The organism is Sphingomonas caeni (assembly GCF_026013415.1).
Classification (GTDB): domain Bacteria; phylum Pseudomonadota; class Alphaproteobacteria; order Sphingomonadales; family Sphingomonadaceae; genus Sphingomonas; species Sphingomonas caeni.
Map to the genome: position 1 here is coordinate 120618 of NZ_JAPDOK010000002.1, position 12457 is coordinate 133074.

Genomic DNA, 12457 nt, shown 5'->3' on the forward strand with positions numbered 1-12457 from the left:
CAGCGGAAATATCCGCGCACGGGCTTGGAGGGGATCTGCCGTGCAAGAGGGCAGGCTGGCGGATCGCGCCTATACCGCGATCGTCGGGATCATCAACGAGGACGATCTGGCGCCGGGCGACCGGCTGCCGTCCGAGGCGCGGCTGGCGGAAACGTTCGGCATGTCGCGGACGATCGTGCGCGAGGCGCTGGTGCGGCTCGCCGCCGACGGGATCACCGAGGCGCGGCGCGGCGCGGGCTCCTATGTCAAGCGCCGCCCGTCCGCGCGGCTGGGCTCGCACGTGCCGATGGACGGGTTGGCCGGGACGCTCGGCACCTATGAGGTCCGCTTCGTCCTGGAGGCCGAAGCCGCGCGGCTGGCCGCGCAGCGGCGCTCGCATCAGCAAATGGAAGCGATCGAAACCGCGCTCGAGGCGCTGCGCACCGCCCTGCTCTCGAGCGCGCCGGCGCATGACGAGGATTGGCTGCTCCACCGCGCGATCGCCGAGGCGACCGGCAACAGCGCGTTCGTCGATATCTTCGATAATCTCGAGACCGAGGTGAGCAAGATCCTGCGCGCCGGGGTCGAGATTTCGCGCTCGCGCCCGCCCGAGGTGATCGGCGCGATGATGGACGAGCATGACGCCATCGTCGATGCGATCCGCGCGCAGGATGGCGACGGCGCGGCGCTCGCGATGCGCTGGCATTTGTCGCAGGGCCGCAAGCGGCTGATGCCCTGATCAGGAATAGCTTTCCACGGTGATCGCGGCCTGCGCCCAGTCGAGCACGTCGCCGCGCAGCTCGTCGACCGGGCGATAGCAATGCAGCGCCAGCGCGCGCTCATCGGCCGCGGGCCGTTCGAGCGCGGCGAACTGGCTGTCGAGCAGGCTGGCCGGCATATAATGCCGTGCGCGGGCGGCGAGGCGCTCGGCGATCTCCTCGCGCTCGCCATCGAGCAGCACGAACAGCAACGGCACCCCCGCGGCGCGCTCGAGCCGCTCGCGATAGCTGCGCTTGAGCGCCGAGCAGGCGGCGATGGCGAGCCCGCCTTCGCGCACCGCATCGCCGATCGCGGCGCCCAGCCGGTCGAGCCAGGGCCAGCGGTCGGCGTCCTGGAGCGGCTTGCCCGCACGCATCTTGGCGATGCTGGCGGGCGCGTGGAAATCATCGCCCTCGAAGGCGGGGCAGGCGAGGTGCAGCGCGAGATGCCCGATCAGCGTCGATTTGCCGCAACCGCTCACCCCCATCGCGACGATCGCACAGGGCGGCAATCCGGTCATGATCGGCTGTGCTTGCACCCTGTTTCCCCGGTTCCGGCAATAAGCGCGCCAACGTCGCCGCATGTCCCCTATAGCGTTAGATGTTCGCACCCGCGCCATTTGACCATTGCGACCTTTGTCGCGGTCGCGGGGGCAGCGGGCAATGGTATCCAGCAATATCGCGCGCGGAAGAGGGTGAGCGGCATGACGGGCAGGGCGGCACTCGCGATCATCCTTTGTCTCCCTGCCGCTTCGCTACCGGCGGCCATCGCCGAGGCGCGGCCGGTATCTGCCTTCGTCACCGCGCCCGCGGATCCCCGCGCGGTGACGGTCAAGGCGGTGGGCAACGGAATCGCCGACGACAGCGCCGCGATCCAGGCGGCGATCGATGCGGCGGGCAAGCCAGGGGGCGGGATCGCGTTCCTGCCTTCGGGCCGCTACCGCATCACCCGCACGATTTTCATCTGGCCGGGCGTGCGGCTGTTCGGGGTCGGCAAGACGCGCCCGGTCTTCCTGCTCGCGCCCGACACGCCCGGTTTCCAGAGCGGCGTCGGCAGCATGATCTTCTTCGCCGGCAACAATCCGCGAAACCCCGCCCCGGGGCCGGGCGGGGTGCCGATGCGCGGCAGGGTGCCGGTGCCGCCGCCGACCAGCGTGCCGTTCAACGCGAACATCGCCGATGCCAATTCGGGGACTTTCTATTCGGCGATGTCCAATGTCGATTTCGAGATCGGCGCGGGCAATCCGGCGGCGACCGCGGTGCGCGCGCATACCGCGCAGCACAGCTATCTCAGCCATATCGACTTCCGGCTGGGATCGGCGCTGGCGGGGATCTATCAGGTCGGCAATCTCGGTATGGACCTGCATTTCCAGGGCGGGCGCTATGGCATCCTCGCCGAAAAGACCTCGCCCGCATGGCAATATACGCTGCTCGATTCGACCTTCGAGGGGCAGCGCGATGCCGCGATCCGCGAGCATGAGGCGGGGCTGACGCTCGTCAACACGCTCATCCGCGACACCCCCGTCGGAATCGAGATCGACCGTGGCTATGGCGACTGGCTCTGGGGCGAGCAGGTCCGGTTCGAGAATGTCTCGAAGGCGGGCGTGGTCATCGGCAACGAGGGCAATGTCTATACCCAGATCGGGTTCGAGGATTCGGTCGCGAACCGCACCCCGGTCTTCGCGCGCTTCCGCGACAGCGGCCGGGCGGTGGGGGGCGCGGGCGCCAGCTACCGGATCAAGGAATTCACCTATGGCCTGACGCTGGCGGGGCTCGGCCGGATGGGCGATTACCAGACGCGCATGGATGCCGCGGTACTCAAGTCGCTCCCGCCCCGGCGCGATCCCGCAATCCGGTCGCTCCCCGCCACGTCCAGCTGGACCAATGTCCGCGATCTCGGCGTGAAGGGCGACAACAGCACCGACGACACCGCGGCGCTCCAGCGCGCGATCGATACGCACCGGGTGCTCTATTTCCCCAGCGGCTTCTACCGGGTGAGCGATACGCTCAAGCTCAGGCCCGATAGCGTGCTGATTGGACTGCATCCCAGCCTCACCCAGATCCTGCTCGCCGACGACACCCCCGCGTTTCGCGGCCTCGGCCCGGCCAAGGCGCTGATCCAAAGCGCCAAAGGCGGCGACGCGATCGTCACGGGGCTCGGGCTGCATACGGGCGGCATCAATCCGCGCGCGACCGCGCTGCTGTGGCGCGCGGGTGCGGCGTCGCTGGTCGATGACGTCAAATTCCAGGGCGGGGGGCACGGCACCAATCTCGCCGATGGCAGCCGCTTCGATCCGTACAACGCCAATCACACCGCCGATTCCGATCCCAAAAGGCGCTGGGACGGGCAATATCCCAGCCTGTGGGTCACCGATGGCGGGGGCGGCACCTTCAACGGGCTGTGGACGCCCAATAGCTATGCGACCACCGGGCTCCATGTGTCCGACACGAGCACGCCGGGCCATGTCTATGAGCTGTCGGCCGAGCATCACGTTCGCGCCGAGATCGTGCTCGACCGCGTGCGCAACTGGGAGTTCCTCGCGCCGCAGACCGAGGAGGAAGCGGGCGAGAGCCGCGCCGCCGTCGCGATCGAGGTGCGCAATTCGCGCGACATATTGTTCGCCAATTTCCACGGCTATCGCGTGACGCGCTCGCTCCAGCCGGCGCCGGCGGCGGTGATGCTCTATGGCTCGACCGGCATCCGGTTCCGCAACCTCCATGTCAACGCCGAGAGCGGCTTCGCGACCTGCGACGCCAATGGCTGCGGCACCTATCTGCGCGCGAGCAAATATCCCTATTCGAACGCGATCATCGACGTGACGCGCGGCGCCCAGATGCGCGAGCGCGAGTTCGCGGTGCTCGACGTGACCGATGCGCCCGTCGCCGATGCCGCCCCGTCGCTCGTGCCCGTCAAGCAGCTCGCCAGCGGCTTCCAGGCGCTGGGCGGCGGCGCGGCGGGGAGTGACGGCCAGCTCTATTTCATCGATCGGATCACGCACCGCATCCATGGCTGGAGCGACAAGCAAGGCCTTTCGGTCCTCACCGATGCGCCGCTCGATCCGGTCAATCTGGCGGTCGATGGTTCGGGCATGCTGATGATATTGTCGTCGGACGGGCCCGAGGCGACCGTCTATACGATCGATCCGGCGGCGCCCCAATCGGTCCGCCCGATCGCGCCGACGCCGGTAACTGGGCACGCCGCCGCGCGCGTGGCGCTGCCCGGCAGCTTCTGGAACAATGGCGAGTTTCGCGACCAGTTCGACCCCGCCACGGGCCGGTTCACCACGCTCGGCGAGATGTTCGCGCGCGACGCCGCAGCCGCCAAACCGCGCGAATATGTCTCGGCGGATGGCAGCCTGGTGCTGCCCGCCTTCCGCGTCTGGCAGCAGGGCCCGCCCAACCATCTCGGCTGGCGCTTCTCCGATACGCTCGACACCTATGGCTGGGTGACCGGCAAGCCGGGCGAGCGCGTCTATGTCGCCAACGGATCGGAGAACCGCACCTATAGCGGCCTGCTCGGCGCGGGCGGCGCGCTGACCGACCTCAGGCCCTTCGCGCCGCGCGGCGGCGAAAGCGTCGCGGCGGGACCGGACGGGCGCGTCTATGTCGCCAACGGGCAGGTGTTCGTCTATGACGCGCAGGGCCGCGAGCTGGGCCGGATCGACGTGCCCGATCGGCCGCTGCAATTGCTGTTCGGCGGGCCCGATGGCGCGACCCTCTTCATCCTCACGCACCACGCGCTTTACGCCGCGCGGCCCTGAGCCGAGCCCGCCCGCGCGGCTGTTGCGACTATGGTCGTAGATGCTCGCACGCGTGTGAAGCTTTAAGATGCAGGCCTGACGGCGTTGCGTCCCCCCAAGGGCCCGTGCGCCTGAACGCACGACAATGGGGAGGATGACAATGAAGGGTTTCTCGATGGACCGCCGCATGCGCGGCACCGCCACCAGCCTGATCGCGCTCGCCGCGACGCTGACCGCGATGCCCGCGCTCGCGCAGACCACGCCGGCGCCCACTGCCGCGGCGCAATCCGGCGGCCAGGACGCCGAGGATAATGGCGTCATCACCGTCACCGGCACGCGCATCATGTCGAGCGGCTTCACCGCGCCGACGCCGACGACCGTGATCGGCGAAGACCAGATCGCGAACAACGCGCAGCCCAACCTGTTCAACACGATCCAGCAACTGCCGTCGCTCCAGGGCTCGACCGGCGCCGCCACCGGCACCTTCAGCACATCGAGCGGCATGCAGGGCCTCAGCTCCTTCTCGCTGCGCGGCCTCCAGCCGATCCGCACGCTGACGCTGCTCGACGGCCAGCGCGTCGTCGGCGCCAACGTGACCGGCGTGCCCGACATCAGCATGTTCCCGCAGCTGCTGGTCAAGCGCGTCGATATCGTCAACGGCGGCGCCTCGGCCTCGTACGGCTCGGACGCGGTGGGCGGCGTGGTCAACTTCATCACCGACACGCATTTCGTCGGCTTCAAGGCCAATGTGCAGGGCGGCATCACCACCTATGGCGACGACCAGCAGGCGATGGTCCAGGCGGCATGGGGCACCGCGCTCGCCGGGGACCGGCTGCACATCGTCGTCAGCGGCGAATATGATCATGAGGACGGCGTCGGCGCGGGCGATTTCGGCACCGATCTCGCGGGCAGCCGCAACTGGTATCGCGCGACCACGCTGGTCAATACCGGCCAGGCCAATAACGGCTCGCCGCAGTTCCGCTACCGCGACTTCGCCCAGCCCTATCAATATGCGCGCTACGGCCTGATCAACAACGGCCCGCTCCAGGGCACCGCGTTCGACGTCAACGGCGCGCCGGTTCCCTTCATCTATGGTTCGGGCGGCGTGCCGAACGGCAGCGGCGGCGTGACGGGCTGCTTCCCCGGCAACAGCTTCTGCGTCGGCGGCGACCTGTCGGGTGCGCCGGGTTCGGGCGCCTCGCTCAAGTCGTCGCTCGAGCGCGTCACCGGCTATGGCCGGATCGGCTTCGAATTCGCCGGCAACAACGAGTTCTACATCACCGTCAATGCCGCGCAGGTGAAGACCAGCAACCAGCCGAGCCCCGGCTATAACCGCGCCAGCCTGACGGTGCAGTGCGCCAACGCCTTCCTGCCGCAGATCATCAAGGACCGCTGCACCCAGGCGAACATCACCTCGTTCGGCTTCGGCTCCAGCAACGGCGCCTTCCCCGATCCGATCGTGTTCACCGACCGCAAGCAATATCGCTTCGTCGCGGGCGTGAAGGGCGAGTTCGCGCTGGGCGAGTCGAATTGGACCTATGACGCCTATTTCGAGCATGGCATCACCATCTCGGACATCGATGTCGACGGCATCGTCATCCAGAACCGCTATGTCGCCGCGACCAACGCGATCGTCCAGGGCGGCCAGATCGTCTGCGCCGATGCCAATGCGCGCGCGCTGGGATGCCAGCCGATCAACATCTTCGGCGGCTTCGCACCGTCGCAGGCGGCACTCGACTATATCACCCCCAAGAACGGGCCGTTCCAGCACACCAAGCTGACCCAGGACGTTGCCAGCATCAACTTCTCGGGCGAGCCGCTCAACCTGTGGGCGGGCCCGCTCTCGGTGGCGTTCGGCGGCGAATATCGCCGCGAATATTACCGGGTGAATGCCGATCCCTATGGCGCGGGCGTCTCCGCACTGAGCCCGAACAGCGCGCTCTACCCCGTGGACCCGCTCCTCAACTCGGCCCAGGGCAGCAACTATGCCGCGGGCAACTACAAGAACGGCCATGGCCAATATGACGTGGTCGAAGGTTTCCTCGAGCTCAACCTGCCGCTGTTCAAGGACGATGCGATCGGCACGCTGAACCTGAACGGCGCCGGCCGCGTGACGCATTACAGCACCTCGGGCACGGTCTGGGCCTGGAAGGTCGGCGGCACCTGGGAGACCCCGATCGACGGCGTCCGCATCCGCGCGGTGACCTCGCGCGACGTGCGCGCACCGAACCTGTCGGAGCTGTTCGCGGCGCCGACCGTCACCACCCTGCCGAGCTTCAACGATCCGTTCCACAATGTCGCGGTGCAGGCGTTCCAGAACACCGTCGGCAATCCCGCGCTCAAGCCCGAGATCGCGCGCAATACCGAGATCGGCATCGTCCTCTCGCGGCCGTCATGGGCGCCGGGGCTGAGCCTGTCGGTCGATTATTACAGCATCAACCTGAAGGGCGTCATTTCGAGCCTGTCGGCGCAGCAGATCGTCCAGTTCTGCTTCGAGGGCAAACAGCAATTCTGCGGCGGCTTCGTGCTCGACAGCGCGCAGCAGGGCGGCAATTTCATCAACGTCCAGCCGTTCAACCTCGCCTCTTGGAAGACCAGCGGGATCGACTTCGAGATGAGCTATCAGTGGCAGCGGCCGCTGGGCCTGCCGGGCAGCTTCACACTGCGCGGCCTCGCCACGCATGTCCGCGAGTTCAAGGTCAATGCGGGGATCGCCGGGGTCGATGTCGTCGAGCAGGCGGGCAACAATGCCGGTGCCACGCCGCACTGGAAGGGGCTGACCGTCCAGACCTATGCCAATGACGATTTCAGCCTGTTCGTCCAGGAACGCTGGTTCAGCGCGGGCACCTTCGGCAACCAATATGTCGTCTGCTCGAGCGGCTGCCCGGCCTCGACCGGCAACCATCCGACGGTCGACTACAACCATATGGACGGCGCCCTCTATGTCGATGTCGGCGGATCGGTGAATATCGGCGAGAATATCACCACCTTCTTCAAGGTGGACAATCTGCTCGACCATGATCCGGACGCGTCGCCGCAGACCAATACCGGTCTCGACGTCAATCCGGCACTCTACGACACGCTGGGCCGCACCTATCGCGTGGGCGTGCGCGTCCGCTTCTGAGGACTGGCCATCTCCCCTGGGTTGGCGTGGTCAAAGGGTTCTTATCGGGCCGCAGCAATGCGGCCCGGCCTCCCCGATCCTTTGCCTCGCCAACCAATTTTTGGCCGTCCCAGCATGTGAAAGTTGACACTGGCTTCACACTATCGCGCATGTCTTGCGCCGCGCGGTTTCCGGGGGAAACACGTCGTTCGCCAAGTGCGGATCGATGGGGTCAAAGAGCGACCGGCTCCGTGAGCCAAGCAGACAAAATCCTGCAGTTTCAAGGATTTATGTAGATAACTCAGCGAACCACGCCCAAAGCCCAAACGCCAATCGAGCACGGACCCTAGGCGCCGCGCACGCGGATTGCCTCGGACGGCGCGAGCGCGATTTCGTCGAGATTGTCGCCCGGCCCGGCGCGATCGACGACGAGGAAATCGCTCTCCGCCTCCAGCGTGAGGAGGAAATGGTGCCAGGTGCCCTTGCGATAGTGCACGCCCTGATGCGCTCCGGCGCGGAACACCCGGACCGACGCCGCGTCGAAATCGCCCGCGGGCGCCACCGCGACGAGATAGGGCCCGCCCCCCAGCGGCATGAAGCTCTGGCTGCCGAGCGGATGGCGTTCGAACAGTTTCAGCACCGGCGAGTCGAGCGGCGTGGCGCGAAACAGGCTGATCACGCCGGTGCCGCCGCGATCGGCCACATCGACATCGGCAAGCCGATCGTACCGCACCGCATGGCCCTGATTGATCGTCACCTGCACGGCGCTTTCGGAGGCTTCGATCACGCTGCCGAACGGCGCGAACGCCTCGGCGGTCAGCGGCTCGGGGGCGATGTCGCGCATCAGTCTTCCTTCGCTCCGGCCTTGATCCAGGCGCCGAGCCGGGCGCGTTCCGCTTCGGTCATGCCGGTCTCGTTGCCGAGCGGCATGCTGTGGGTCGTCACCGCGCGGTCGTAGATCGCGTGGGCGTGGCGGCGCAGATCGTCCTCGGTATCGAAGGTGACGCCGCCCGGCGCCACCGCGATACCCCGATGGCTCGGCGCCCTGGCGTGGCACATGATGCAATGGCGATCCACCAGCCGGCGTATCTCCTGATAGGTCGGGACGGGCCCCGAAACCGCTGCGGGCCGCCGGACATGCTCGTTGAGCAGCGCGACCGCGACAAAGGCGATCGCGGCCATGACGAGGACGCCGGGGCGGACCAGGCCCGCATTCTTCAAGTTGAAGAAATGTCGGACCGCCGCGCCGATCACGCCCAAAGCGATCAGCCAGAGCCAGTTGAGCGGCGCGCCGAAGATCATCGGATAGTGATTGCTGATCATGATGAACAGCACCGGCAGGGTCATGTAATTATTGTGGACCGAGCGCTGCTTGGACTGTTTGCCGAGTTCGGCGTCGGGCGTTTCGCCCGCGCGCACCTGCGCCACCATCTTCTTCTGATTGGGGATGATGATGAAGAAGACATTGGCCGCCATCACCGTGCCGATGATCGCGCCCATATGCATGAATGCGCCCAGATCCGCGAAGATCTGGGTCAGCGCAAAGGCGATCCAGGCCAGGACGATCAGCCAGACGATCGCGAAGACCGCGAGGTTCTTCCCCAGGACCGAGCGGCAGAGCCCCTGATAGGCGAGCCATCCGCCGACGATCGCGGCGAGGCCGATCAGGATCGCCTGCCACGGCTGCAGATCGAGCTTGGCGCGATCGACGAGATTGGTCTCCGCGCCGAGATAGAAGATCAGCGCGAGCAGCACGACGCCGCTGACCCAGGTCGAATAGGCTTCCCATTTGAACCAATGGAGCTGCTCGGGCATCTCCGCGGGCGCGACCGCGAACTTGTGCTGCTGGTAGAAACCGCCGCTATGCACGCTCCACAGCTCGCCCGAAACGCCGTCGCGCGGCGGAACGGGCGGGCGCAAATGGCTGTCGAGCCACATGAAATAGAAGGACGAGCCGATCCAGGCGATCCCCGCGATCACATGGATCCAACGGACCGCGAGTTCCGCCCAATTCCCCCAGTCCAGACCCATGCCCCGGGTGCCTCCGTGATTATGCCGCCATCCGGCCGAACACCGCATTTGGCGGGTTGTGCACGGCCGCGCTCCGTTTCATCCTTGCATCCTTGATAGGCGGTGGATTTGAGTCAGGATAGCTACCCACGCGATCTAATCGGATACGGCCGCACGCCACCGCACGCCGCATGGCCCGGCGGCGCGCGCATCGCCGTGCAATGCGTGCTGAACTATGAGGAAGGCGCCGAGGCCAATATCCTGGACGGGGACCAGGGCGCGGAGGTCTTCCTCTCCGATATCGCCAATGCCGCCCCGGTGCAGGGCGCGCGGCACATGAGCATGGAGCAGATCTACGAATATGGGTCGCGCGCCGGGGTGTGGCGGCTGTTGCGGCTGTTCGCGCGCTACGATGTGCCGCTGACCATATTCGGCGTCGCGCTGGCGATGCAGCGCAATCCCGCGGTGGTCGAGGCCTTTCTGGAGGCGGGCCACGAGATCGCGTCGCACGGATGGCGCTGGATCAACTATCAATATGTGTCCGAAGCCGAGGAGCGCGCCGACCTCGCCCGCGCGATCGCGGTGCACACGCAGCTGACCGGCGAACGGCCGCTCGGCTGGTACACCGGCCGGACCAGCCCCAATACGCGTCGGATCGTCGCCGAGGAGGGCGGCTTTCTCTACGACGCGGACGATTATTCGGACGATCTGCCCTTCTGGACGCGCGTGGCGGAGAAGCGCCAGCTGATCGTGCCCTATTCGCTGGAGACCAACGACATGCGGTTCGCCAGCGCGAACATGCACACCGGCGACGAGTTCTTCGCCTATCTGCGCGATACGTTCGACACGCTCTATGCCGAGGGCGAGGAGCGGCCGCGGATGATGTCGGTCGGGCTCCATTGCCGCCTCGCCGGCCGGCCGGGCAAGATCGCCGGGCTCGAGCGGTTCCTGCGCCACGCGCTCGCGCACAGGCATGTCTGGTTCTGCCGCCGCATCGACATCGCCCGCCATTGGCGCGCCACGCATCCCCATGCCGGCTGACGCGCTGACCCGCGACGCTTTCGTCGCCCGTTTCGGCCCGGTCTATGAGGCCTCGCCCTGGGTGGCGGAGGCGGTGTGGCCCGCCGCCGCGCGCGGCGAACTCGACGATCCGGCGGCGCTGGCGCAGGCGATGCGCGATGCCGTGGATGCCGCGCCCCACGACCGCAAGCTCGCGCTGATCCGCGCGCATCCGCAGCTCGCCGTCGCGGGCCGCATGGCAGAGGCGTCGGTGCAGGAGCAGCGCGGCGCGGGGCTCGATCAATGCACGCCCGAGGAACTCGAAGCGTTCCGCAGCCTCAATGCGGCCTATCTCGCGCGGTTCGGCCATCCCTTCATCATCGCCGTCAAGGGCCTGTCGCGCGGCGAGATCCTGGCGGCCTTCGCGGCGCGGATGGAACATGATCCCGAGACCGAATTCGCCACCGCCATCGCGCAGATTAACCGCATTGCGGGCTTCCGCATCGCCGCATTTTCGGGTTTGGAATGAGCATGTTCGACACGCTGCGCCGCCAATATGTCAATCTCGCCCAGCCCCGGCTCGGCGCCGAGGTGACCTATGCCACCGACGATTTCTTCGCCGACAAGGCGCGGCTGATCGACCCCGCCGAACCCGTGTTCATCCCGGGCAAATATGACGCGAACGGCAAGTGGATGGACGGCTGGGAGAGCCGCCGCAAGCGCGTTCCCGGTCACGACTGGTGCGTGGTGCGGCTCGGCGTCGAGGGGCTGATCGCGGGCTTCGAGATCGACACACGGCATTTCACCGGCAACTATCCCCCGGGCGCCGAGATCGAGGTCTGCCGGAGCGATCAGGCGGTTCCGGGCGAAGATGCGGGCTGGGTCAAGCTGACCCCGCGCCTCGCGCTCAACGGCGACGACCGCGCCTATGTCCCGGTCGCGCATGCCGAACCGGTGACGCATGTGCGGCTTCACATCTTCCCCGATGGCGGCGTCGCGCGGCTGCGCGTCTGGGGCCGGGTCGCCAAGGATTGGTCTAAGGTCGGCGCCGACGCGCGCATCGATCTGCTGGCGATGGAGAATGGCGGGCGCGGCATCATCGCCAATGACGAGCATTATGGCTGCGTCGAGAACCTCACGGCGCCGGGGCGCGGGGTCAATATGGGCGATGGCTGGGAGACGCGGCGGCGCCGCGAGCCCGGCCACGACTGGGCGGTGCTCGAACTGGGCGCGCCCGGGCGCATCGAGGAAATCACCATCGATACCGCCCATTTCAAAGGCAATTATCCCGACCGCTGCTTCATCCAGGCCGCGCCGGACGCAACCGGATCGCCCGACGCGATCGCCGCGGCTTCGGAGAACTGGCCGCTGCTGCTGCCCGAGACCAAGCTGGAGGCGGACCATGTCCATGTCTTTCGCGAAGGGATCGCCGATCTCGGCGCGATCCGCTTCGTGCGGCTGAACATCCTTCCCGATGGCGGAGTCAGCCGGATGCGGCTGGTCGGCCGGTTGGTGCTATAGGCGCGGCATGACCAGCCTCAGCACCCATATCCTCGATACCGCGCACGGCCGGCCCGCCGAAGGCGTCCGCGTGCGATTGTCGGCCGGCGGCACCCCGCTGTTCGAGGGCCGAACCAATGAGGACGGCCGCTGCCCCGAGCTGATCGGCGACCGGCAACTGACCCCGGGCAATTACGCGCTCGAATTCGCGATCGGCGACTATTTCCGCGCGCGCGGCGTCGAACTGCCCGATCCGCCCTTCCTCGACCTGGTGACGATCGCGTTCGGCATCGCCGAGGGGGACGGCCATTATCACGTGCCGCTGCTGGTCTCGCCGTTCGGCTATTCGACCTATCGGGGAAGCTGAG

10 protein-coding genes are annotated in these 12457 nt (G+C 67.2%); 7 read left to right on the forward strand and 3 right to left on the reverse strand.

Annotated elements, in window-relative coordinates:
* The first annotated feature begins 40 nt into the window (after positions 1-40).
* Positions 41-718 (forward strand): FadR/GntR family transcriptional regulator, encoded by a 678-nt coding sequence (locus OF829_RS05240; RefSeq protein WP_264938931.1) that lies wholly within the window; start codon positions 41-43, stop codon positions 716-718.
* Here OF829_RS05240 and OF829_RS05245 read toward each other — a convergent pair whose 3' ends face one another.
* Positions 719-1258 carry a gluconokinase gene (locus OF829_RS05245; RefSeq protein WP_264938932.1) on the reverse strand — a complete coding sequence of 180 codons (540 nt, stop codon included), beginning with the start codon at positions 1256-1258 and terminating at the stop codon, positions 719-721.
* Positions 1259-1441: 183 nt separating this feature from the next.
* On the opposite strand from OF829_RS05245, the gene OF829_RS05250 reads away from it, so the two are divergent.
* Together OF829_RS05250 and OF829_RS05255 are read left to right on the forward strand one after the other, a co-directional pair.
* A complete protein-coding gene (locus OF829_RS05250) occupies positions 1442-4498 on the forward strand; it encodes a glycosyl hydrolase family 28-related protein (RefSeq protein WP_264939580.1) in 3057 nt (1018 codons plus the stop codon).
* A gap of 139 nt (positions 4499-4637) precedes the next feature.
* Positions 4638-7601, forward strand: a complete 2964-nt coding sequence (locus OF829_RS05255; RefSeq protein WP_406701403.1) for a TonB-dependent receptor plug domain-containing protein — start codon at positions 4638-4640, stop codon at positions 7599-7601.
* A 325-nt stretch (positions 7602-7926) separates the two neighbouring features.
* Here OF829_RS05255 and OF829_RS05260 read toward each other — a convergent pair whose 3' ends face one another.
* Both OF829_RS05260 and OF829_RS05265 read right to left on the reverse strand, forming a co-directional pair.
* The gene (locus tag OF829_RS05260) at positions 7927-8424 is read right to left on the reverse strand and encodes an ureidoglycolate lyase (RefSeq protein WP_264938934.1); all 498 of its coding nucleotides are present in this window, start codon (positions 8422-8424) and stop codon (positions 7927-7929) included.
* The gene (locus OF829_RS05265) at positions 8424-9611 is read right to left on the reverse strand and encodes a urate hydroxylase PuuD (RefSeq protein WP_264938935.1); all 1188 of its coding nucleotides are present in this window, start codon (positions 9609-9611) and stop codon (positions 8424-8426) included. The genes OF829_RS05260 and OF829_RS05265 overlap by 1 nt, the downstream gene beginning before the upstream one ends.
* Positions 9612-9719: 108 nt before the next feature.
* On the opposite strand from OF829_RS05265, the gene puuE reads away from it, so the two are divergent.
* Genes puuE through uraH form a run of 4 tightly spaced genes read left to right on the forward strand, consistent with a single transcriptional unit; the run spans position 9720 to position 12456 of the window.
* The gene (gene puuE / locus OF829_RS05270; protein WP_264938936.1) at positions 9720-10631 is read left to right on the forward strand and encodes an allantoinase PuuE; all 912 of its coding nucleotides are present in this window, start codon (positions 9720-9722) and stop codon (positions 10629-10631) included.
* A complete protein-coding gene (gene uraD / locus OF829_RS05275) occupies positions 10621-11118 on the forward strand; it encodes a 2-oxo-4-hydroxy-4-carboxy-5-ureidoimidazoline decarboxylase (RefSeq protein WP_264938937.1) in 498 nt (165 codons plus the stop codon). The genes puuE and uraD overlap by 11 nt, the downstream gene beginning before the upstream one ends.
* The gene (gene alc / locus OF829_RS05280) at positions 11115-12110 is read left to right on the forward strand and encodes an allantoicase (RefSeq protein WP_264938938.1); all 996 of its coding nucleotides are present in this window, start codon (positions 11115-11117) and stop codon (positions 12108-12110) included. Before uraD ends, alc begins: the two co-directional genes overlap by 4 nt.
* A gap of 7 nt (positions 12111-12117) precedes the next feature.
* The gene (uraH, locus tag OF829_RS05285; protein WP_264938939.1) at positions 12118-12456 is read left to right on the forward strand and encodes a hydroxyisourate hydrolase; all 339 of its coding nucleotides are present in this window, start codon (positions 12118-12120) and stop codon (positions 12454-12456) included.
* The last annotated feature ends 1 nt before the right edge of the window (position 12457 follow it).

Excerpts from the sequence above, each read along its gene's own strand:
- OF829_RS05245 (WP_264938932.1), bottom strand. The coding sequence starts at position 1,258 with ATGACCGGATTGCCGCCCTGTGCGATCGTCGCGATGGGGGTGAGCGGT.
- OF829_RS05250 (WP_264939580.1), top strand. The coding sequence starts at position 1,442 with ATGACGGGCAGGGCGGCACTCGCGATCATCCTTTGTCTCCCTGCCGCT.
- OF829_RS05255 (WP_406701403.1), top strand. The coding sequence starts at position 4,638 with ATGAAGGGTTTCTCGATGGACCGCCGCATGCGCGGCACCGCCACCAGC.
- OF829_RS05260 (WP_264938934.1), bottom strand. The coding sequence starts at position 8,424 with ATGCGCGACATCGCCCCCGAGCCGCTGACCGCCGAGGCGTTCGCGCCG.
- OF829_RS05265 (WP_264938935.1), bottom strand. The coding sequence starts at position 9,611 with ATGGGTCTGGACTGGGGGAATTGGGCGGAACTCGCGGTCCGTTGGATC.
- uraD (WP_264938937.1), top strand. The coding sequence starts at position 10,621 with ATGCCGGCTGACGCGCTGACCCGCGACGCTTTCGTCGCCCGTTTCGGC.
- alc (WP_264938938.1), top strand. The coding sequence starts at position 11,115 with ATGAGCATGTTCGACACGCTGCGCCGCCAATATGTCAATCTCGCCCAG.
- uraH (WP_264938939.1), top strand. The coding sequence starts at position 12,118 with ATGACCAGCCTCAGCACCCATATCCTCGATACCGCGCACGGCCGGCCC.